The organism is Veillonella sp. 3_1_44 (assembly GCF_000163715.1).
In the GTDB taxonomy this organism is placed as follows: Bacteria; Bacillota; Negativicutes; order Veillonellales; family Veillonellaceae; genus Veillonella; species Veillonella parvula_A.
The window spans coordinates 12,808-36,037 of record NZ_GG770202.1; the positions used below are offsets into that span (position 1 = coordinate 12,808).

The 23,230-nt window shown below is 39.6% G+C and carries 22 protein-coding genes and 1 pseudogene; 3 read left to right on the plus strand and 20 right to left on the minus strand.

From position 1 onward, the window contains the following. Nucleotides 1-15 precede the first annotated feature (15 nt). The 11 genes from HMPREF0873_RS09135 to ylxM form a co-directional block, all read right to left on the minus strand. Nucleotides 16-1,317, minus strand: coding sequence for a glutathionylspermidine synthase family protein (locus HMPREF0873_RS09135; protein ID WP_004695580.1), 1,302 nt, complete (start codon nucleotides 1,315-1,317; stop codon nucleotides 16-18). 14 nt (nucleotides 1,318-1,331) lie between these two features. Beyond that, nucleotides 1,332-1,892 (minus strand): hypothetical protein, encoded by a 561-nt coding sequence (locus HMPREF0873_RS09140; RefSeq protein ID WP_004695579.1) that lies wholly within the window; start codon nucleotides 1,890-1,892, stop codon nucleotides 1,332-1,334. Between the two features lie 11 nt (nucleotides 1,893-1,903). Continuing rightward, a complete protein-coding gene (locus tag HMPREF0873_RS09145; protein WP_004695577.1) occupies nucleotides 1,904-2,335 on the minus strand; it encodes a DUF350 domain-containing protein in 432 nt (143 codons plus the stop codon). A 36-nt stretch (nucleotides 2,336-2,371) separates the two neighbouring features. Beyond that, nucleotides 2,372-3,436: a hypothetical protein gene (locus HMPREF0873_RS09150; protein ID WP_004695575.1), complete on the minus strand. Its 1,065-nt coding sequence runs from the start codon at nucleotides 3,434-3,436 to the stop codon at nucleotides 2,372-2,374. A 111-nt stretch (nucleotides 3,437-3,547) separates the two neighbouring features. Then, complete coding sequence (gene trmD, locus HMPREF0873_RS09155) at nucleotides 3,548-4,378, minus strand: tRNA (guanosine(37)-N1)-methyltransferase TrmD (RefSeq protein ID WP_004695573.1); 831 nt, start codon at nucleotides 4,376-4,378, stop codon at nucleotides 3,548-3,550. A gap of 120 nt (nucleotides 4,379-4,498) precedes the next feature. Then, a complete protein-coding gene (gene rimM / locus HMPREF0873_RS09160; protein WP_004695570.1) occupies nucleotides 4,499-4,996 on the minus strand; it encodes a ribosome maturation factor RimM in 498 nt (165 codons plus the stop codon). Continuing rightward, nucleotides 4,996-5,403: a YlqD family protein gene (locus HMPREF0873_RS09165; protein ID WP_004695569.1), complete on the minus strand. Its 408-nt coding sequence runs from the start codon at nucleotides 5,401-5,403 to the stop codon at nucleotides 4,996-4,998. Before HMPREF0873_RS09165 ends, rimM begins: the two co-directional genes overlap by 1 nt. Nucleotides 5,404-5,417: 14 nt before the next feature. Then, entirely contained in the window at nucleotides 5,418-5,645 is a 228-nt protein-coding gene (locus tag HMPREF0873_RS09170) for a KH domain-containing protein (RefSeq protein ID WP_004695567.1), read from the minus strand. Nucleotides 5,646-5,666: 21 nt separating this feature from the next. Beyond that, nucleotides 5,667-5,930 (minus strand): 30S ribosomal protein S16, encoded by a 264-nt coding sequence (gene rpsP / locus HMPREF0873_RS09175; RefSeq protein WP_004695565.1) that lies wholly within the window; start codon nucleotides 5,928-5,930, stop codon nucleotides 5,667-5,669. 60 nt (nucleotides 5,931-5,990) lie between these two features. Continuing rightward, the gene (gene ffh, locus HMPREF0873_RS09180; protein ID WP_004695561.1) at nucleotides 5,991-7,343 is read right to left on the minus strand and encodes a signal recognition particle protein; all 1,353 of its coding nucleotides are present in this window, start codon (nucleotides 7,341-7,343) and stop codon (nucleotides 5,991-5,993) included. Further along, nucleotides 7,333-7,668 (minus strand): YlxM family DNA-binding protein, encoded by a 336-nt coding sequence (gene ylxM / locus HMPREF0873_RS09185; RefSeq protein ID WP_004695559.1) that lies wholly within the window; start codon nucleotides 7,666-7,668, stop codon nucleotides 7,333-7,335. The genes ffh and ylxM overlap by 11 nt, the downstream gene beginning before the upstream one ends. Before the next feature lie 299 nt (nucleotides 7,669-7,967). On the opposite strand from ylxM, the gene HMPREF0873_RS09190 reads away from it, so the two are divergent. Next, a complete protein-coding gene (locus HMPREF0873_RS09190) occupies nucleotides 7,968-9,293 on the plus strand; it encodes an FAD-containing oxidoreductase (RefSeq protein WP_004695558.1) in 1,326 nt (441 codons plus the stop codon). Between the two features lie 188 nt (nucleotides 9,294-9,481). Here the strand turns inward: HMPREF0873_RS09190 and HMPREF0873_RS09195 are convergent, their stop codons facing one another. Together HMPREF0873_RS09195 and HMPREF0873_RS09200 are read right to left on the minus strand one after the other, a co-directional pair. Further along, a complete protein-coding gene (locus HMPREF0873_RS09195) occupies nucleotides 9,482-10,009 on the minus strand; it encodes an ECF transporter S component (RefSeq protein ID WP_008715744.1) in 528 nt (175 codons plus the stop codon). Between the two features lie 221 nt (nucleotides 10,010-10,230). Next, nucleotides 10,231-12,405, minus strand: coding sequence for a cation-translocating P-type ATPase (locus HMPREF0873_RS09200; protein WP_038125896.1), 2,175 nt, complete (start codon nucleotides 12,403-12,405; stop codon nucleotides 10,231-10,233). Between the two features lie 411 nt (nucleotides 12,406-12,816). On the opposite strand from HMPREF0873_RS09200, the pseudogene HMPREF0873_RS09205 reads away from it, so the two are divergent. Then, nucleotides 12,817-13,457: pseudogene (locus tag HMPREF0873_RS09205) on the plus strand (YigZ family protein). A 23-nt stretch (nucleotides 13,458-13,480) separates the two neighbouring features. Here HMPREF0873_RS09205 and HMPREF0873_RS09210 read toward each other — a convergent pair. Continuing rightward, complete coding sequence (locus HMPREF0873_RS09210; RefSeq protein WP_004695548.1) at nucleotides 13,481-13,666, minus strand: hypothetical protein; 186 nt, start codon at nucleotides 13,664-13,666, stop codon at nucleotides 13,481-13,483. A 195-nt stretch (nucleotides 13,667-13,861) separates the two neighbouring features. Between HMPREF0873_RS09210 and HMPREF0873_RS09215 the strand changes: the two genes are divergently transcribed. Next, a complete protein-coding gene (locus tag HMPREF0873_RS09215; RefSeq protein WP_004695545.1) occupies nucleotides 13,862-14,752 on the plus strand; it encodes a LysR family transcriptional regulator in 891 nt (296 codons plus the stop codon). Nucleotides 14,753-14,940: 188 nt separating this feature from the next. Here HMPREF0873_RS09215 and HMPREF0873_RS09220 read toward each other — a convergent pair whose 3' ends face one another. From HMPREF0873_RS09220 to HMPREF0873_RS09245, 6 genes are read right to left on the minus strand one after another with little or no spacing between them, the layout of a single operon-like run. Beyond that, nucleotides 14,941-15,891 (minus strand): dihydroorotate dehydrogenase, encoded by a 951-nt coding sequence (locus tag HMPREF0873_RS09220; RefSeq protein WP_008715749.1) that lies wholly within the window; start codon nucleotides 15,889-15,891, stop codon nucleotides 14,941-14,943. After that, on the minus strand, nucleotides 15,891-16,658 hold the full coding sequence (locus tag HMPREF0873_RS09225; RefSeq protein WP_008715751.1) for a dihydroorotate dehydrogenase electron transfer subunit: 768 nt from the start codon (nucleotides 16,656-16,658) through the stop codon (nucleotides 15,891-15,893). Before HMPREF0873_RS09225 ends, HMPREF0873_RS09220 begins: the two co-directional genes overlap by 1 nt. Nucleotides 16,659-16,662: 4 nt before the next feature. Then, nucleotides 16,663-19,863, minus strand: a complete 3,201-nt coding sequence (gene carB, locus HMPREF0873_RS09230) for a carbamoyl-phosphate synthase large subunit (RefSeq protein WP_008715753.1) — start codon at nucleotides 19,861-19,863, stop codon at nucleotides 16,663-16,665. A 1-nt stretch (nucleotide 19,864) separates the two neighbouring features. After that, nucleotides 19,865-20,932 (minus strand): glutamine-hydrolyzing carbamoyl-phosphate synthase small subunit, encoded by a 1,068-nt coding sequence (gene carA, locus HMPREF0873_RS09235; RefSeq protein ID WP_008715755.1) that lies wholly within the window; start codon nucleotides 20,930-20,932, stop codon nucleotides 19,865-19,867. Next, complete coding sequence (locus HMPREF0873_RS09240; protein ID WP_004695537.1) at nucleotides 20,932-22,218, minus strand: dihydroorotase; 1,287 nt, start codon at nucleotides 22,216-22,218, stop codon at nucleotides 20,932-20,934. The genes carA and HMPREF0873_RS09240 overlap by 1 nt, the downstream gene beginning before the upstream one ends. Further along, nucleotides 22,202-23,152 carry an aspartate carbamoyltransferase catalytic subunit gene (locus HMPREF0873_RS09245; RefSeq protein WP_004695535.1) on the minus strand — a complete coding sequence of 317 codons (951 nt, stop codon included), beginning with the start codon at nucleotides 23,150-23,152 and terminating at the stop codon, nucleotides 22,202-22,204. Before HMPREF0873_RS09245 ends, HMPREF0873_RS09240 begins: the two co-directional genes overlap by 17 nt. Between the last annotated feature and the right edge of the window lie 78 nt (nucleotides 23,153-23,230).

Consider the following 23,230-nt stretch of genomic DNA (forward strand, 5'->3'; position numbering starts at 1 on the left):
AATAACAACGTAAAATTATTCCACTAAGAGTGGCACAAAATAAGCTTCAGTACCGGCAATTTCTTCTGGAGAAAAACGACAACCGACTGCAGAAGCTTGATCTCCAAGCATAAAACAAGATAATGTCAAACAGCCTTCTTTAGTACCGCTATCTACGGTATGAGTAAAGTGTTTCTGCTTGATGAACTCCTGATACATAACCTTTTGGCTGTCCCGACAAACTATATCATCATAGTTATCTACAAATTTCTCCATGTATAGTTCACCTTGATTTCCACGTTTTTGAACAACCTGAATATTTCGCCCTTCACGTCCCCAAATTTCTTTTTGAATATATAGCCCATCATCAAGGTTTGGGAAATCACTTTCAAAATAAGAAGGCGTCAAATAGCGTTTAATAATATCTCGCTCAGGTCCTGTAAAGAACTGGTTTGTTAAGTATAAGGCATATACCAAGGACATAAACGATTTATTCTGCAGAATAATCGCCTCTGGTGGATTAAATAGATTAAAGCGGTATTCATTATATAAATCTAAAAACATTTCACCTAATGGTTCACCATCTGCTGTAGTTTCATCAATCAATAGTTCCATAGGATGTAAACGATACAGGTTTGCTGCATGACTACCATCAGATAACAGAATACCATCATCATCAATGACCATATCATAAAAGGATAAGAATCGAATATCTGCTTCTGGACATGCTGATTTCATAGCATGTAAGAGAAACTGTGTAGTTCCATAGTCCTCTAAATAATCATGAAAGCACCCGAAAACAAAGGGTTCTATTTCATTATCAGTCATCATATTATGATGTTTATTAGTCACACTATATTTTTTACGAGACGTTCCTTCATATACGCGTTTCAAAAAACGCTCAAGTTCATTATAAGCATCTATATTAGGATCTACTTTATCGAAATATCGTGCCGCTACACCATTAGCATAATAGCTTTCAATCAGAAAGCAGGGTGTATCCGCATTAATCTCTACCATGCGCAATTGCCTTCTATCATCAAGGACAAAGTCAAATCGAGATAACCATGTAGGTAAGCCCAATGGATTCCCACGATGTAAATAAGGAATCAAATTTTCTGGCATATCCATATTGAGTGCAAACTCATTAGGTGCCTGTTGAAATACCTTGGCGGCTTTACAAAATATCTGAAACAACATGCGCGACGCATGTCGTATTTCATCATAAAAATCAGCTGAAAAAGATTGTGCAGAAAGCGCAGGATACCTATCAGCATAGCCCTCATAATCCACAAAAGGCAATATATTCGTATCAAGTTCATCTATATACGATTTCATAATATCGGCCTCCATTAGGAACTACTAGAACGCACTCCAGCACTACCAAATCCAGACTTTTGACCTATGGAGGACGCTTTACTACTTCTACGCTTTTCATAATCTAAATAAGTCCTTCGGCCCAAAGAACTATGCACATTTGAACCAGATGCCGTATATGGTGTCGTTTCTTCATACGGTTTTAATGGGGCTGCCACACGATATGTCATGGTTCGTCCATCCATACGCGCTGTAGGTGGATTAAATCCATAAAACATATAGTAGCCTGCTGCAATACTAGGTAAAAGCCCTGCTAAACCAGCATCCCATACTAAATTTCCACTGGTATCGCGGTGAAAGGTAACAGACCGATTGTCGTCATATAAAGCCGTCTCTTTACCATCTCCATGGTTTAATAGAGAATAACGATTACCTTGATTATCCTTTAATCGGACTTCCCCATCATTTGCTTTGGGATAGATTTTATCACATACAACATAAGCAATGTCATTCCAGTATGAGGACACACCAACAAGTCCCGCCACAGCGGCAAAGGCACTCGTTATGTATATAGTTTTCTTACTTGGCTTATACATAGGACACTCCCTTAGTGCACAGCACCACTAACAACGAGAGCAAGACCTACAAAGATACCAAATACGAGGATACCCGCTGCCGTATTACCACGCATAATCTCTTCAGATAAATTATATTTTCGATGCCATAAATTAATAAACATATAGCCGGTTACAAACAATATAATACCTAAAATAGCATATACGATACTGGCCACAACACCGTGCAATAAAGATGTATCAGCTGTAGTCACTACAGGAGACATAATAACAGCTCGCAAAATCTCACCAATTCCGATAAATGAACCTGCTGAGAGCCATGCTACAGCACAGTTACCACGTTTAATTTCTTCACTGAATTTGCCAGGTACAAAGAAATCAATAACAGTATTAGCTGTTAACATTAGGAAAATTCCAAAGCAAGCATAAAAAATCGTCAATAATACATCAGGAATATAAATCATGATAAACCTCCTAAGATTGTTCCTTTATTTTCATAGTTAACGGTTATATGGACTAGCCGCATTATGATTATATCCGTTATAGAATTTATCGCGTCCCCCACTATCCTTTTGGCGAACCATATAGGCATAGGAATCAAGTACATGGGACTTTCGCATTGTGCCATTAATAATATCTAGATCCTCTTGTGTCAACTTTCCTGGCTCACACACCTTAACTCGGGTTTGACCGTCCGTATTTGTAATAATATAGGCGGACTTAGCATCATAGAATACAATGACTTCACGCCCCTCTTGTAGGTCATCACCTTCATTTCTAATCTCTCCGTCTAAAGATTCGATTAAATCTAAGGCTGTACTTACAGGATCTAAACTGGAAGTATATATATATTCATTCTCCGAATCCGTCTTAGTATAATACACGGATGTATCGTGCATATGCTCCTTTGCAGTGTATGGGAATCCGAATGTAGCACGTACGTCATGCCAAGACATATCGCCCTCCCAGCTAATAAGGCACATAAAAAATAATGCACCGACCCCTATGGCACTAGCAACTCCTTCAAAGCGTTTTTTCAAACGTTGATTCCGTTTCTTTTTACTAATAGCGTTAGCTGCCGTATCATTACAGAGACGAATATTCCTCAAAGGAACACGTGCCCCTTCGGCGAACATCTTCTCACCTTTAAACCAGTTTTCTTCAAAGAATACACTAGCACCGCCTTCACAAGGCAATTGATATTCCTTATAGCCAGCCCTGTCACCTACGGAAGCACCACTATCACCATCTACAGCCACAACCTTTTCTAAGCCAATTTGATGTAACGTAAAGCCCTTCGGTGCTCGTTTGCGATAGGATGTTCTAGATACAGTGCACCATTCATTATCATTGTATTCAATGGTGACCCATATATTATCAGACCCCTCAACATCCTCGAGGCCATATTCATGCCAATAATCACCAGGCGACTTTTGCATTGACGGCTTAGCTTTATAGGCCTGTTCTTGATCTGCTTTTGGAATAATCTCGTTATATTTAATTTTTTCAGTTATTACATAACGACTGCCCTGAACCTCAAGGACATCATAACAATTAAACTCCATAAATAACCTCGCTCGAATAGGCAAAATCATACGTGTCTTGCTCTATTCCCTCTCAAAAACGGAATTTAATGAAATTAAGCTTTAAAGTAACCTATCCGTTCATGAATAGTTTCATTCTTCACCTTTATGTCTTACAGACTCTTCCTCAACTATCTCTTTTAAAAGCTTAATTTCTTCTTTTGTTAATGGACGCTCTAATAAATCTGGACGTAACAACCGAGTTCTTTTAAGTGCTTCTTTTTGACGCCAAGTGGCAATGTTTTTATGATGACCACTACGCAATACATCTGGAACAGTCCAACCTCTAAATTCTGGTGGTTTTGTATATTGTGGGCATTCTAAAAGTGACTCATAAAAAGAATCCTCTTGTGCCCCACTAGCCGCACCTAATACACCAGGTATCATGCGAGCCACTGCATCAGTAACTACCATAGCTGGCAACTCACCACCGGTCAATACATAATCACCAATAGAAATCGTTTCATCTACAAGATGTTTCTCTACGCGATAATCTACACCTTCATAGTGACCACAAATAAGGACCACTTGATCATAGCTAGCCAATTCACGAGCCTTCTCCTGTGTGAAAGGCTGTCCTGTAGGTCCCATAAAGATAATACGACGTCGTATACTTTCATTAGGATTACCAATAAGACTCATTTCATCACACATCTCATCTGTGGTATAAGTATCATTAATATCACTATCATATTGAGCAATAACGGATTCTACAGCTTCAAAAATAGGAGGTGCCATCATGAGCATACCAGCCCCACCACCATATGGTGTATCATCTACTTGACCATGCTTATTATGGCTAAAATCTCGAGGATTCGTTACATCTACAGATAGACGTTTTGCCTCGATAGCTCGTTTTATGATGGAATGATTAAAAAACGCATCAAAAAAATCTGGAAATAAAGATACAATATCAATACGCATAAACCGTCCCCTGTACTTATTAACTCACATTAACCCATTAGTATTATCTATATATAGCTATATTATATAACTTTTACGCTAATATACCTATATGTAGATAAAACAAAACCGCCCAAAGGATTATATCCATTCAGGCGGATCTACGATCATCAATTTATTTTCCACATCGATGTCTTTAACGACCTCTTCAATGGCTGCGAATAATTGATCTGGTTCCCCATCTTTGGAGACCACATATACATCATTAGCACCAGGCTGTAATACATCAGTAACTGTACCAAGCACATTGCCATTTGTATCTTGCACTTCGAGACCAATGATATCAAAAATGTAATAACGACCTTCTGGCAATTCTACTAAATCTTCACGGCGCACTTGAATTTCTTTCTTACCGAATAATTCAGCCGTATTACGATCAGGAATTTCTTTAAAAGATGCTAATACAAATTGTTTGTGAAATCGTGCGGATGCAACGTGGTATTCTTTACCATCGATGTAACAGGCATCCATATGCATAAACCGTTCTGGAAAATCGGTTTGAGGCATAATACGAAGATCACCCCGCACGCCGTGCGGGGCGATGATAACACCTATTGTGATCAAATCGTTATGCTTCATTATTGACGAAACGCAACGATCTTACCGTCTTCTAATAGGATTTCAGCGCCCATCAAGGCATCCAAATTATCCCCGATTTTAACGGTAACTGTTTGCTCTAATGTACCTTGAGGAATTTCAGTTCCTAAAGACAACTCCTTAGCATCCTTCAATTTAGCTGTTACTTCTTCTTTGAAAGCCAAGCGTTTATTTTTTTCTTCGTCGATTTGTTGACGAATAGCAGTGAGACTTGTAGCATCAACTTTAGCTGCATCAGCCAAAATACGTTGAGCTTGAAACTCAATTGCTTCCAAATCTTTATTCACCATATCAAGGCGAGTTTCAAGATCAGAAACAATTTTCGCTTTCAAGTCATCTGTTACTTTTGCTTTTACTGCTACAGGGACACGTAATGTCATTTCTTCCATTGGAATACTCCCTTTTAAACAATATCAACAGATATCTTTTTGTTCTCTTTAATAGCCGCCGCTTTCACCACAGAGCGAATCGCTTTAGCAATTCTACCTTGCTTTCCGATGACTTTACCCATATCCTCTGGAGCTACATGAAGTTCATAAACTTCCACATTCCCCTTTTGGACCATGGTAACAGAAACGGCATCAGGCTGCTTCACTAATGATTTCGCAATTAATGAAATTAATTCTATCATCACAGTATGCCTCTCTATTAATTACTTTTTAGCGTCTGCAAATTTTTGCATAACGCCTTGTTTTTTGAACAAGGAGCGAACAGTGTCAGTAGGCTGAGCACCTTTAGCTAACCAAGCCAAAGCTTTTTCTTCGTCTACATTAACGATAGCTGGTTGTTTAGTAGCATCATATTGACCAATTGTGTCAACAGGACGACCTTCACGTGGAGCACGTGCGTCAGCAACTACGATACGGTAGAAAGGAGCTTTTTTAGCACCTAAACGAGTCAAACGAATTTTTAACATTGTGAAATTCACCTCCTTATACTGATGTGGATGGACAAGTTCAGCGCCCCTGCCCATGTATTACATAAACGGCAATTTAGGCATTCCAGGGAAGCCGCCCTTACCGCCACGTAAACCTTGCATGCGCTTCATCATCTTCCGCGCTTCTTCAAATTGTTTCAACAAGCGATTTACATCTTGTACCTGTGTACCAGAACCTAATGCAATACGCTTGCGGCGAGAACCATTAAGAATACTTGGATTTTCTCGCTCTGCCGCCGTCATGGATGTAATGATAGCCTCAATACGACGCACCTCTTTACTATTCAAATCAAGGTCTTTTAATTGATCCTTAACTTGCCCCATGCCTGGCAACATGCCAATAATATTTTGTAATGGCCCTAACTTTCTCACCTGGTTCATCTGTTTTAAGAAATCATCCAAGGTGAAATTATTTTTCGCCATTTTCTTAGCCATTTCACGAGCTTCTTCTTCATCGATGGCACCTTGAACATTTTCAATCAATGTTTTAAAGTCGCCCAAATCTAGGATACGAGAAGCCATGCGGTCTGGATAGAATACATCAAAACCATCCATTTTTTCGCTCACACCAGTGAACTTGATTGGCAACCCTGTTACGGCTTTGATAGACAATGCGGCACCACCACGCGCATCACCATCGAGTTTAGTAAGGATAACACCATCAACACCTAATTTTTCATTAAATGTTTGCGCTGTTGTTACCGCATCTTGACCGATCATAGAATCTACAACGAGTAGAATTTCATGAGGTCGAACAGCAGCTTTGATATTGGACAACTCATCCATGAGGACTTCATCAATTGCCAAACGACCTGCTGTATCGATAATAACAACATCTTTCAACATATGCGTGCTTTGCTCTACGGCACGACGCGCAATATCTACTGGATTTGCACCAGGTGTTTCATCCGAAAATACTGGAATATCAATTTGCTTACCTACAACTTGCAACTGAGTAATCGCAGCTGGACGATATACGTCGGCAGCGACAAGCATCGGACGTTTACCTTGTTTGCGTAAGTATACAGCTAGTTTACCAGCTGTCGTGGTTTTACCAGCACCTTGCAAACCAACGAGCATAATAATTGTTGGTGGCTTGCTAGAAATCATGATACGACTTTGTGTACCACCTAAGAGAGCCGTTAACTCATCATTTACGATTTTAATAACCGTTTGAGCTGGATTCAAGGAACCGAACACCTCTTCACCGAGGGCCTTTTCCTTAATGGACTTAACAAAGTCCTTCGCTACCATAAAATTAACGTCCGCTTCTAATAGAGCCGTACGTACCTGACGCAACGCAAGATTGACATCATCTTCTGTAATTTTGCCCTTCCCCTTTAAGGATTGAAAGGCTTCTTGCAGTTTTTCTGACAAGCTATCAAATGCCATAATATCCCTCCATTTGCGCCAATACTTGTTGCACCTTAGTTTCGGCCAATACCTCTTTAGGCAATGTTGCTTTCAACTGTGAAAGCAAGCCTTCCCGTTGTTCATATTGTGCCACCAAGTGCAATTTTGATTCGTAATCATTTAAAATGTGTCGAGCACGCTGTAAATTATCGTGTACAGCCTGTCGTGATACGCCTAATTCCTCAGCAATCTCGCCAAGGGACATATCATCTTCGTGGTGAAGTTGTAAGGACATGCGTTGCTTGTCCGTCAACAATGGCCCATAGAAATCTAAGAGCAAACTTATGAGCACTCGTTCTTCCATTTCGCCACCTCCATCACTGTCAAGTCATATTACTTTACATATACTACCGTACATAAAGAAATGTGTCAAGTAGAAATACTTAACACACTTAATTTATTGATATAATCACAGATATACAAGCTATCTCATCCCCTTGAACAAAAAACCAATAAACTAATTGACTACCTTAACATAATCATTCTAGACAAATTTAATTCATAATCAATGATAATTAATTCTAATTTCTACTTTTATATCTATAATAATATGCTATAATATCAATATCTAATATTTTCAATATAAAAGATAGGAGGTATTGTATGAATACCAAACAATATGACATTATCGTCTTAGGTTTCGGCAAAGCTGGTAAAACCTTAGCCGCAAAATTTGGCTCTATGGGCAAATCTGTAGCCATGATTGAAGAAAATCCTCTAATGTACGGTGGTACATGTATTAATATCGCATGTATCCCTACTAAGACGATGATCATTGCCGCATCAAAAGGCTTATCATACGATCAAGTATTAAACCAACGTGAAGTTGTTACATCTCGCTTACGCAATAAAAACTTCGGTATGTTAGATACAAATGAACATGTCGATGTCTATACTGGGCATGGTGCATTTATTAGCAATAAAGAAATCGCCGTTACCGCTGGCGAGGATAAGATTATATTATCTGCTGACACTATCGTTATAAACACCGGTGCTGTAGCGATTAAACCTAATATTTCTGGCATTGATACGGCTACAGGTTTCTATAATAGTACAGAAATTCAACAATTACCTACTCAACCTAGTACATTAGGTGTTATCGGCGCCGGTCCTATCGGTCTTGAATTTGCAAGTCTATATGCAAAACTTGGTGCTAAGGTAACTGTATTCAACATCGAATCTAGCATCTTAAAACGCGAAGAACCTATCGTTCAAGAGCTAGCTACTGAGTACTTAACTGAACAAGGCATTACCATTCTTAATAATGTAACATTAGAATCTGTATCCAATGATGGAGACAAACCAGTTATCACCGCTAATAATCAAAACTACACTTTTGATGCTGTTCTATACGCTACAGGTCGCAAAGCCAATACAGCTAATATCGGTTTAGAACATACGGACATCGCTACTAACGAACGCGGTGCTATTGTAGTTAATGATACTTGTGAAAGCTCCGTCCCTGGTGTATACGCAGTCGGTGATGTAAACGGTGGTCCTCAATTCACATATATATCTCTTGATGACTTCCGTATCGTATTTGGCACACTTACTGGTAACAGCCAGTATACCTTAAAAGATCGTAAAAATATTCCTTATACTACCTTCTTAACACCTCCACTTTCTCGTGTAGGTCTTACAGAAGAAGATGCAATCAACCAAGGATATACGGTTAAAACGAAAGAAATGCTCGTAGCTACCATGCCTAGAGCACACGTAAACGACTATTTAAAAGGCGCCTTTAAAATTGTTGTGGATGCGGATAACGACTTAATCCTAGGCGCTACACTCTATTCTCAAGGCGCAGAAGAATTGATCAACTTAATTAAAATGGCTATGGATAATAACATTCCATATACATATTTCAAAAATCAAATCTTCACACACCCTACAATGGCAGAAAACTTAAACGACCTTTGTAATTTCTAATAGTTTAATAGCTAATACAATCACTAATTATAAAATAATAACCTAACCAAAAAGCCTTTAGACGCTAAACTAATTTAGCAACTAAAGGCTTTTGTATTTATCGATATGATAGTTTATTTATCAATGTATCAGATTATTATAGCTTTTTTAGCAGTGCCTAACTAAAACATGCTAAGACATTGTAGCAATTAATTTTTAGTAAACAATCTGCGCACTATCGTTTGTAATTTAGGGGTTAATACAATAGCAACCACAATTCCTGCGGCACTTGTAATCAAAGAGTATTGAATTTTACTAGCCGCCACGACCGCACTTTCAAGAACGAACCACCACGCAAGGAAGTAGCCTAAAGCTGTCCAAACAGCACCAATAATAAGGGCTACTAAAATACGACCAAAGGATGCAGTTGGTTTTGTAATAGAGGGTGGCAAATAGCCTGCAGTCATACCACCTACGATAAGTCCTGCAATTCCTTTAATAAAGAAAGAGAATACGATGTACTGTGTATGACCACCAAAGAGATCAAATAGTGCAGATCCAATTGCCGCACCCAAGCCTCCATATAATCCACCAAAAAGTATAGATGTTGTAAAGAGTGCAGCAGATCCTAAATGAACCATAGCGCCACCTGGTATTTCAATGCGAATTGTAGTAGCCACTGCACATAACGCGGCAATAAAACCAATATAGACAATGTCTCGAGTACTTAATTTCATAATCATGAGCCTCTCTTTTAAATCAATCACTATATTCAGTATAACAAATCATAAGCATTCTAAAAACACCATTATCATAGGAATTAAATATCCATTCCACGTCTTAATACAAAATATAAAAGATATATACTTAGCTATATGTCTGTAGATTTATCAGTAGATATAATAAAGCACCTATACCTCCCGTATAGGTGCTTTATAGTATTCAATTATATATAATCTTAAATTTTAGCTCGTTTCAAACGAAGCGAGTTACCTACGACTGTTACAGAGCTAAATGCCATCGCTGTACCCGCAATCATTGGATTTAGTGCACCTATTGCGGCCAACGGAATACCGATACAGTTAAAGATCAATGCCCAGAATAGGTTTTGTTTAATATTGGTCATTGTCTTACGGCTGAGTCGTACTGCTTGTACCAAGGTATGTAAATCATTTCGTACAAGGACGATGTCGGCTGCTTCTACCGCAATATCTGTACCACTGCCAATAGCAAAACCAATATCTGCCGTAACGAGAGCAGGAGCATCATTGATACCGTCACCAACCATCCCCACTACAAGACCTTTATCTTGTAATTCTTTTACCTTACTAGCCTTGTCTTGAGGCAATACTTCAGCTATAACATGAGTAATACCTGCTTGCTTAGCAATATATTGAGCAGTTCGACGATTATCACCTGTAAGCATCCATACATCAATACCTTGAGCATGTAACTCTTTTACAACCTCAATAGTTTCTGGACGTAATTCGTCTTCTACAGCCCACAAAGCACTAACAACGCCATCTACAGCTAGAACAGATACGGAAGCACCTTGTTCTTCAAATTGTAAAATATCTTCTTGAACCGCCGTTAAATCATAACCTAGTTCATTCATCCAACGACTGTGCCCAAGTTGTACGGATACGCCTTGGTATGCACCTTGTAACCCTTTACCTGGTACATCAGCAAAACTTTCAAGTTCAACAGCTTTACCTTTATAGCCATGATCTTCACCATAGTAAACCATGGCCTTTGCAATCGGATGAGATGTACCACTTTCAAGAGCCATCATAATAGACATATTAGTACTTTCATCACCATTATAATTTTTGAAAGCCGTCACATCCAATACACCCTGTGTAAGGGTACCGGTTTTATCCATAACAATGGCATCGAGTTTACCCGCTTTTTCAAGATATTCTGCACTCTTGATGAGCACACCGTGTTCCGCACCAAGGCCAGACCCAACCATGATAGATGTTGGTGTAGCAAGGCCAAGCGCACAAGGACATGCGATAACCAGTACCGCTGTTGCATTAATGAGAGCAACGTTAATAGAATCTCCCATAATGAAGTACCACACAAGACCTGTCAAAACAGCAAGGCCAATAACGGTCGGTACAAAATATTGAGCCACGATATCTGCAATACGTTGAATACTAGCCTTGGAGGTTTGTGCCTCTTCTACAACCTTGATAATTTGAGACAACATCGTATCGGAACCGATACGCTTGGCTTCCATGGTAAAAGCACCACTTAGGTTTATAGTAGCACCAATAACTTCAGAACCAACTTGTTTTTCTACCGGTAAGCTTTCACCGGTCAGCATAGCCTCATCTACTGTGGAATATCCCTCAGTAATCGTGCCATCAACGGGGATCTTTTCACCTGCACGAACTTGTAAAATATCACCGGCTACCACCTTAGATGTAGGGATATCAATAAATTCTCCATCACGCAACACATGAGCCGTTGCAGGTTGTAAGGCAATCAATTTTTGAAGTGCTTCGGAGGTACGGCCTTTTGCAATCTCTTCTAAGAGTTTACCAAGAAGGATAAAGGTAATGAGCCACGCAGAGGTTTCAAAATATATTCCATGAGGGCCTAATTCAGGGTGAAATTGCCAGTTATAGATACTGAATAGATAAGCTACCGTCGTGCCCATTACTACGAGTACATCCATCGTAAGCGCCCCATTTTTCACTGCACTCCAGGCGCTCTTATAGAACATGAGACCAGGACCAAACTGAGCAATAGTAGCAAGAACAAACTCTACCCATACAGGCAATGCCTGAATACCAAATCGATGTAAGGTCATATTAATCATCATCGGTACCGCCATACAAGCAGCAATAATAAGTCGTATAATATGAGGTTTTAAGTTAACCTTTTCTATTTCTTGCTTTGTTTCGTCTGCTTCTGCAGCACCAAAGCCGATATTCGTAATGGCATCAATTATCTGTTGTGAATCTACAGCAGCCCCGTCTTTATATTCAACGCTCCCCTTTCGAGTTAAGAGGTTAACCTTAACAGATTCTACGCCATCAAGTTTAGAAACAACATTTTCAACACGTTTTACACAGGCTGCACAGTGCATACCTGTAATATCAAATTCTTGTTTTTTTACGCTCATATTCACAGGCCTTTCTACTCTGTAGATACATATATCTTATCTTACAACTTACTATATTATTACAAATCCGTACTATATTTTGTATCTATATACTTAAATATACGTCTAAACATCGGTCTATAAAAATGATATATACCTTATTGTAAATAAAATAGCCATAAACAGGTTCACTAAGAATGTTTAATATACTCTAAAACTTCAATATTGAACATATTTCATGAGTAACTACTCATATATCTATATTTAATAATAACATAAATTCTCATTACGTCAATATCCTACCAAATATAGAGGGTTATTTCATTTTTACAAGGGAATTAACCTCTTTTACCTATACATAGCCTTCATAAATAGATTATAATAAAGTGATGATGAATAAACATAAACTTTGATTCCAAAGGAGGTGAATATATGTCTGAATCAATAAGCCCTACGGTGGAATTTATTTCTCTAGCAAAAGAATTTCGCCATGAATATGTTGTTGAAAAATCACGGTTTATAACAACTGTATATCCTTGCAAGACTGAAGAGGAAGCCCAAACCTTTATAAGCCGCATCAATAAAGAATTCTGGGATGCGCGCCATAACTGTACAGCCTATGGCAAGAACAACAACGATCTTCCGATAATGGAGAACCATCAGGTACAGCAGGTAAACCAATGCTAGAAGTACTCAAAAAGACTGGCATTACCAATGTAGCCGTCGTCGTAACGCGTTATTTTGGAGGTATTAAATTGGGCGCTGGTGGCTTGATTCGGGCCTATTCACACTCTGTTGCGGAAACCTTACGTCTTGCCCCTAAAGAACTACATACAACACGAACCCGAGTACAAGCAAAGATTGACTATTCGCTGTATGGAGCAGTAGAAAGATATTTACAGGACGAAAATTTACATTATGAAGCAAGCTTTGGTGAATATGTAGACATTACAATTCTAATACCACCTACTGATGTAGAGCGCATACAAAAAGCGCTCCAAGACATAAGTCATGGAGCTGCTACTTGTACTGTATTAGATTCTATTGAGGTGGTACTACCACTAGATAACTAATCTAGTTAGTAGATTCCAAACTTTTAATTGCCGTTATTAACTAAACCGGCTATGCCTTGACCGAGTTCACGACGTTTTTCCTTAGTCATAGGATAAGGCCATACTCGTTCTAATTGTTTTTTCCGGCTAATTTTATTACGAGCCGTCATTAATCTACGTGCTTCCCAATTACGAATTGCTTGACCTAAGGTTCTTTTTACCACGCCCATAGTAGTACCTACTTTCTTAACTCTTGTTGTATATCAAAATTTGTGATAAGTATAGAAAGATATTTTAAAACTCAATTTACTTTCTATTACTTTGTTGAATTTAGTATATATAGCATTTTATTAAATGTGAAATGACCGTTACTTAGTTCGTTATAATTTTTATTTATCATATTATGTGTATAATAGGGAGATTCTATGGATACATCTTACTACCACAATTTTATTACCCTTGTTCAAACGGGCAATATGACACAGGCCGCAGAGATTCTTCATATTACACAACCAGCGTTAAGTAAGCAGTTGAAATATTTAGAGGCTGAATTTGGGGCTCAATTAATCAACATTAAACGCGGCCAACGAGGATCAAACTTGCAATTAACAGATGCTGGTAAAATCTTCTACGAAAAAGCACAACAACTCTGCTCTATTGAAGAATCTACATATAATGCTGTACAACAATTGAATTCACGCATTGAAGGTACTTTACGTATTGCGACGTCTGCATCTCGTTCAACGCCAATCGTACAGCAATATTTACCAGCTTTTTCCATGAAATATCCATCTGTCCATTTTGAAATTTATGAAGGACTTATGACAAATGTAGTGACCCAACTCATCAACGGTAGCGCCGAATTAGGTATCGCCAATATTCAAATGGTAGATATCGATAAATTCGATATCCTGCTTACCCAAGAAGAGCATTTATACGCTATTTTCCGTCGTGATGTATTCTGGACAGATCGTGAGCATGATACCATCACGTGGGAAGACATAAAAAAATGTCCTCTATCCCTTTCTGGTGGCTCTGTTCGAATGATTATGCAATCTAGCTTAACAGATATGGAGCAACTTAATGCGGTAGCTATAACTACAACAAAAAGCTCAGCTATTGAGTGGGCCTCTTCTGGTCGTACAGTTTCTTTAGTCCCAATGGACGCTAAGGAACTCATTAATCATCGCAAAATGGCCCGCATCAAATTGCCAGAATTCTCGGGGGATTTCAAAAAAGCTTTTATCACACTTAAAGGCCATGCACTTTCCCCAGTAGCACAGCAATTTATTGACTTTTACAAAGCCTATGTATAATCATATTTGTACATACTATTACCATACTATGACATTAACAGCTCATATGATTGGTACCTATTTGATTATAGATGCCAATACAATACATAAGAAAAGACCTAGTACAATTTGTACTAGGTCTTTTTGTATCAGATCTTACATTACGGCAATGCTTATGGTTGCTTAAGTTCACCGTAGATATGATTTTATTAAGCTTGATGAACAGCACCTACAATATCAGTGATGCTGTTAAGATTATATTGTTCTACATATTCGCTCATTTCACGGGTAATACGTGAAATTGCTGTTGGATCTACCATCGTAGCTGTACCAACTTGAACGGCTTGCGCCCCTGCCATCATAAATTCGATAGCATCTGTGCCAGTCATGATACCACCAAGACCAATAATAGGAATAGTTACCCCTTTATAAACTTGATGAACCATGCGAAGAGCCACAGGCTTTACGGCTGGGCCTGATAATCCACCGTAAGTATTACCCAATACAGGCTTACGACGGTGAATATCTATAGCCATGCCCAACAAGGTATTAATTAGACTTACCCCATTGCCACCGCCTGCTTCAACGGCTTTTGCGATTTCTACAATGTCTGTTACATTTGGTGAAAGCTTAACGATAACAGGTTTATCCGTTACCTTACGAACCGCTTTAGTTACTGATTCAACGACCTTTGGATCTACACCAAAGGCCATGCCTTCACATTCTACATTTGGGCAAGATACGTTTACTTCTAATCCTGCAATACCATCTACAGATAACGTCTCTGCCATCCAAGTAAACTCATCAATTGTGCCCGCAGACATATTGGCTAATAAAGGTACATCATATTTCTTAATATCCGGCAGAATTTCTTTAACAAAATGTTCAGCCCCAGGATTTTCAAGGCCAATACAGTTCAATACGCCAGATGGTGTTTCTGCAATGCGAGTACCAGGATTGCCATGACGACCTTTAGGTGTTAATCCTTTTACAGAAATAGCACCTACTTCATTACTAAGGTCTAAATAACCAGCATACTCAGGGCCATTACCAAAGGTACCAGATGCAGCGATAATAGGATTTTTCATCTTAATCCCGCAGTAATCGATGGCGAGCTTTGGATTAGGCGTAACGGTGTTATTTAAATCGCGTTCACGCATTAAAAGAACACCTCCTCAGCTGGGAATACAGGACCATCTTTACAAACTTTATAACGTTTGCCACCGGCACCATCACAAGCGCAACCTAAGCAACCGCCCGTACCACATCCCATGCGCTCTTCTAAAGATACTTGGCATGGCACATTGAGTTCTTTAGCCACTTGTGCTACGCCTTTCATCATAGGCATAGGACCACAAGTCATAACAGAGGTAAACGAATTAGCATTAATTAGGTCAGGCATGATTGCTGTAGGGAAGCCTTTTGTACCTACGCTACCATCATCAGTAGTGATGTGGACTTGAACAGGCGTATCTTTAAATAAATCAGCCCAGAAGGTTTCGCTTTCATTTCTAAAACCAAGAATAACTTGTGCTTCTTCATCTTTTTGCAAATGGGATGCGATACATAGCATCGGTGCAATACCAACGCCACCGCCAACGAGAAGCATATTATTAGATGTTACAAACGGTTCGCCCAAAGGACCTAAACAATCTAATGTATCACCAGGCACGAGACGTGTCATAATTTCAGTCCCCTTGCCTACGACGCGATACAAAAGGGTAATCGTACCCTTTCGGGCATCAAATCCAGCATAGCTAATAGGGCGGCGCAACAATGGTGCCGTAGAATCCGCTACGCGAACATTACAAAACTGTCCTACCTTTGCTTCTGCTGCTTGTTTTGGTGCGTGAACATCCATAATCCACACATCAGAGCCTATTTGCTCATTGCGAACGACTTCGCCCTGTTCTACATAGCCACTCATGATTTTACTCCAATTCAAAATCTTGTAATGCTTCTACAGTGTAGTTCGCATCATCTTTACGATTCGCCACAACACGCAATACTTCCCGTGCTGTATCGAGACTTGTTAAGCATGGTGTACCCATTTCTACAGCAAGACGACGCAATTGGAAGCCTTCGCGTTCAGGTCGTTTACCTGCAGTCAATGTATTAAGTACAAGATCGACTTTGTCTTGACGAATGTGGTCAGCACAGTTATCATCGCCTTCAGAGATTTTGTTAACTACCTTGCAGTCAACGCCATGTTCCTTGAAGTATTTACCAGTACCACCAGTTGCTTCAATGTGATAACCCAAATCAATAAAGCCTTTTGCTAATTGACTAGCTTCCTCTTTATCGCGGTCTGCAACAGTCATAAGGATTGTACCATCCTCTGGGATACGCATGTTGGCACCATTGATAGCTTTGAATAAAGCTTCAGAATATGTGCGACCAATCCCCATAACCTCACCAGTAGACTTCATTTCAGGTCCAAGAGCGATTTCTACAAGGCCCATTTTAGAGAAGGAGAATACAGGTGCTTTTACAGCTACATATGGTTTATTAGGTACAAGACCAAGTGGTAAGCTTAAGTCTTTTAAGCTTTCACCAAGGGCAATGCGTGTTGCACATTCTACCATATTGATACCTGTAACCTTAGAAATGAATGGTACAGTACGGCTAGAACGAGGGTTAACTTCGATAACGTTAAGTTCACCATCAGCCACGATATATTGAATATTAAGTACACCTTTAACATTAAGGCCTACTGCAATACGACGTGTATAATCAACGATTTGATCAATCAATTCTTGGCTCAAATGTTGAGCTGGATAAACAGCCATGGAGTCACCAGAGTGAACACCGGCGCGTTCGATTTGTTCCATAATACCAGGGATACATACATCGGTACCGTCAGAAATAGCGTCAACCTCTACCTCCATACCAACCATGTAACGGTCGATAAGAACAGGATGCTCCTTAGATGCTACTACGGCTTCCTTCATGTATACATCAAGCTCTTTATCGTTGTATACGATTTCCATCGCACGACCGCCCAATACATAAGAAGGGCGAACGATTAACGGGTATTTCAACTTTTTAGCTGCTTCTTGTGCTTCTTCATCAGAGGTTACCAAAGCACCTACTGGGCGAGGGATACCAAGCTTCGCCAACAATTCATCAAAGCGTTCACGGTCTTCCGCCATATCGATGCTATCTACGGATGTACCGAGGATTTTGACGCCACGTTCTGCCAATGGGCCTGCCAAATTGATAGCCGTTTGACCACCAAATTGAGCAATGACGCCAGCTGGCTGTTCTTTATTGATAATTTCCATTACATCGTCCACAGTCAATGGCTCAAAGTATAAAGAGTCAGAAATATCAAAGTCAGTAGACACTGTTTCTGGGTTGTTATTAATCATAATAGATTGATAACCCGCTTTACGAAGGGCCCATGAGGAATGTACGGAGCAGTAATCGAACTCTACGCCTTGACCAATACGAATCGGGCCAGAACCAAGTACCACTACGGATTTTTCGCCTAGTGGTCTAACTTCGTCTTCTTGTGCATAAGCACTGTAATAGTACGGTGTTTTAGATTCAAATTCAGCCGCACATGTATCTACGTATTTATATGTTGGAAGAATATTCCATTCTTTACGTTTTGCACGAACATCTTCTACAGTTGTATTAGCATAACGAGCGATAACAGAATCAGTGAAGGAATAACGTTTTGCTTTGCGCAATACATCCTCTGTTAAACCTTGCTCAGCCAATGCTTTTTCCACAGTAACAATGTTTTTGATTTTTTCAATAAAGAATGTATCAATTTTTGTAATATAGTGGATTTTTTCTACACTGATTCCCTTGCGAAGTGCTTCTGCTACAACATAGATACGTTCATCATCTACTAAATGTAAACGTTCGATCAATTGTTCCATAGACTCATGAGCGATTTTCTTAAGCTCAATATGGTCTAAACCAATTTCCAAGGAACGAATTGCTTTAAGTAAGGAGCCTTCCAAAGAACGGTCAATAGCCATAACTTCGCCAGTGGCTTTCATTTGTGTGCCCAATGTGCGGTCCGCCAAATTGAATTTTTCAAAAGGCCAGCGTGGGAACTTAGTTACTACATAGTCAAGAGTCGGCTCAAAGCATGCTTTAGTTTCACCGGTTACAGCATTTGTAATTTGATCCAATGTCATGCCTACTGCAATTTTTGCTGCTACCTTCGCAATTGGGTACCCAGTTGCTTTAGATGCCAATGCAGAGGAACGAGATACGCGAGGGTTTACTTCGATAACAATATATTCGTTGCTATTTGGATTCAAAGCGTATTGTACGTTACAACCGCCTTCGATTTTTAAATAACGGATAATCTCTACAGATGCGGTACGCAGCATTTGGTATTGAATATCGTTCAAGGTTTGGCTTGGTGCCACAACGATAGAATCCCCAGTATGCACACCAACAGGGTCAATATTTTCCATATTACATACGATGATGCAGTTATCTGCACTATCGCGCATTACTTCGTATTCAATCTCTTTCCAGCCTGCAACGGAACGTTCTGCTAGAATTTGGTGAATTGGTGAAAGTTTCAAACCACGACGTGTGATTTCATACATTTCATCTTCATTATGGGCAATACCTCCACCAGTACCGCCTAATGTGTATGCAGGACGGATGATAATAGGATACCCAATACGATTAGCAAAGGCTACTGCTTCTTCAAGATCGTTAAAGATATCGGATTCAGGAACCGGTTGGTTGATTTCCTTCATCGCTTCTTTGAAAAGCTCACGGTCTTCCGCTTGTTTAATGGCTTCAAGAGTTGTACCAAGAAGTTTTACACCATATTCTTCTAATACGCCAGCTTCAGACAATTGTACCGCCATATTAAGACCTACTTGACCACCTAATGTAGCCAACAAGCCCCAAGGGCGTTCTTTTTTTATAACTTCTGTTACGAATTCAAGACTAATCGGTTCTACATATACGCGGTCTGCAATATCTGTATCAGTCATAATAGTAGCAGGGTTGGAGTTAACCAATACTACTTTATAACCCTCTTCTCGAAGGGAACGGCATGCTTGTGTACCAGCATAATCAAACTCTGCAGCTTGACCGATAATAATTGGACCAGAACCAATTACAAGTACTTTTTTTGCTTCTGAGGTCATATTATTTTCCCTTTCTCATTAAGTCTTCAAATTCGTCAAATAAATATAGGTTATCAGTAGGTCCTGGGGATGCTTCTGGATGGTATTGTACGGAGAAGATTGGCAATTCTTTATGACGCATACCTTCTACGGTACCATCATTTACACTACGATGTGTAATTTCTACGAAATCTGGCAAAGAAGTATCATCTACCGCATAACCATGGTTTTGAGATGTAATATATACCCGACCAGTACGTAAATCTTGTACAGGATGGTTAGAACCACGGTGACCAAATTTCAATTTGAATGTGGTACCACCATAAGCTTGTGCCAATACTTGATGCCCCATACAGATGCCAAAGATTGGTTTCTTACCAAACATTTTCTTTACTTCTTCTACTGCATAGCCAAGATCTTGAGGGTCTCCAGGGCCATTAGATAAAAAAATACCATCTGGATTTGCTGCCAACACATCTTCAGCCTTAGCATCTGCAGGAAATACAGTAAGACGACAGCCTGCAGCTTCTAGAGAGCGAAGGATATTTTCCTTTACACCATAATCCATTACCGCTACGTGGAATTCAGCATTTTTATCGCCACGCATACCTTGCCATTTTGTAGTTACACGCATAACTTGATCTGTTGGCAAGTCTTGTTTAAACAATTTTTGAATATCCTCCATAGGATAATCAGAGCGTACAAGTACGCCCTTCATTACACCATGGTTACGAAGAACACGTGTAATAGCACGTGTATCTACATCATAAAGGCAAGGGATGCCGTGCAAACGAAGATACTCACTAAATAACCCCTCATTTTGCCAGTTAGATGGAAAGTCACACAGTTCACCTACAATAAAACCTTTACAATATGGTTTAGGACCTTGAGTAATAGAATTTAAAGTACCATAATTACCAATTAAAGGATAGGTTAATGTAATAATTTGATCCGCATAGGATGGATCAGTCAAGATTTCTTGATACCCTGTCATACCTGTGTTAAATACAACTTCGCCTACCGTTGGGGCGCCACCTAATAAGGAACCTTCAAACACGGAACCATCTTCAAGAACTAACTTGCCTTTCATTATAAGACTACGCCCTCCTTCATAACAATTTTGCCATCAACGACTGTGAGTTTAGCTTTACCTGTAACAGTCATACCATCAAATGGGCTAACTTTACCTTTTGTATAGAATTTATTTCGATCTACTGTCCATTCTTCAGTCGTGGAGAATACGGTAATATCTGCTGGCTTGCCAACTTCAAGAACACCTGCATCAAGGTGCATCAACTCAGCTGGTCGAGTACTCATATAGTACACAACTTGATCGATGCTTAGTTTATCAGGACCATATGCATTGGTAATAACCGCCGCCAAAGATGTTTCGAGGCCACTGAAACCATTTGGTGCACAGCAGAATTCATGGTCTTTTTCTTCATATGCATGTGGTGCATGGTCTGTAATAATCGCATCGATTGTACCATCTTTCAAGCCTTCTAATAATGCTTGGCGATGATCTTCAGAGCGAATTGGAGGAGCCATTTTGAATGCTGGGTTATATTCGCGTAGGTATTCATCTGTGAAAGATAAATGTTGGCTTGTAACTTCACATGTTACATTAAGGCCTTTAGCCTTCGCACGGCGCACCATATCTACAGTATTTTTACTACTTACGTGGGCGATATGGATATGACCACCTGTCATTTCAGATAACAAGATATCACGAGCAACAGCCAAATCTTCAGCTACTGCAGGACGACCAATAACACCTAATTCATAAGAAACAATACCTTCATGCATATGGCCATTTTTAGTCAATGTAATATCTTCTGCATGGTCGATAACCATTTTATTAAACATGGAGGAGTATTCTAAGGCACGACGCATAAATGCAGCATTTTCTACATAGTGACCATCATCGGAGAATGCTACTACACCAGCTTCTGCCATATCGCCCATTTCAGCAAGTTCCTTACCTTCTAGGCCTTTTGATACAGCGCCAATAAATTCTACTTTCACAACGCCAGTGAGTTCAGCCTGTTTTTGTAAACCTCTTACAAGTGCAGCATTATCTACAACTGGGTTAGTATTAGCCATAGTGACAACACGTGTGAAACCACCTGCAGCAGCCGCTTGTGTACCAGAGTGGAAATCTTCTTTAGCTTCTTGGCCTGGTTCGCGCAAATGTGTGTGAATATCGATAAGACCAGGTGCTACGATAAGCCCTGTTGCATCATAAACTTCAGCACCTTCAGCACTCAAGTTTTGACCGATGGCTGCAATTTTACCATCTTTTACGAGAACATCTGCTACTTCGTTTTGTTTTTTTGCCGGATTAACTACCGTACCATTTTTAATAAGCAAGCTCACTACCGTCACCTCCGATAATAGTTAAGTACAATACAGCCATACGTACAGCTACGCCATTACGTACCTGTTCTTGAATTACGGATTGATCAGAATATGCTACATCTGGTGCAATTTCAAGGCCGCGGTTCATAGGACCTGGATGCATTACCATTACATCATCTTTAGCTAATTTTAATACATCATTGTTAATACCAAAGATACGAGCATATTCTCTATTTGTAGGATACAATGCAGAATGAATGCGTTCTAATTGAATGCGAAGTACGTTAACTACATCTGCATCAGCCACTGCTTCACGAATATCATGGTGTACGGTAACACCTAATTTTTCAAATTCTGGATATACCATTGTACGAGGACCAGCTAGATGTACATCAGCCCCCATTTTTGTAAGGCCATAAATGTTGGAGCGTGCTACGCGACTATGCATTATATCCCCAAGGATAACCACCTTTAGGCCTTCAATAGATTTCTTTTTCTCTAAGATAGAATACATATCTAGTAATGCTTGTGTTGGATGCTCATGAGCGCCATCGCCTGCGTTAATGATAATAGGATCTACGGCTTTCGTAGCATATAAAGGTGCACCTTCTGCGCTGTGTCGCATTACGATAGCATCTGTGCCCATGTAGGACATAGTTAACAATGTATCGCGGAAACTTTCACCTTTACCCATGGAAGATCCACTAGGAGAAAGATTGATCACGTCAGCCCCTAAGTATTTGCCGGCTAACTCAAAGGAACTACGGGTACGAGTACTTGGCTCCATAAAAAGGTTAATAATGGATTTCCCCTTTAAAAGTGGAACCTTCTTGTCATCAGAAAGAACAATCTTCTTCATTTTCTTTGCCACATCTAAAATCAATTTGATTTCTTCAGGTGACACATTTTGCAAACCCAATAAATCTTTGCCTTTTAGGCTAACTTGTCCCATGATTTCCTCCTAACTCACGTAACAAAAAAGACCTTTTGCCCAGGGCAAAAGGTCAAATAGTTTGCACAAAGAAGCCCC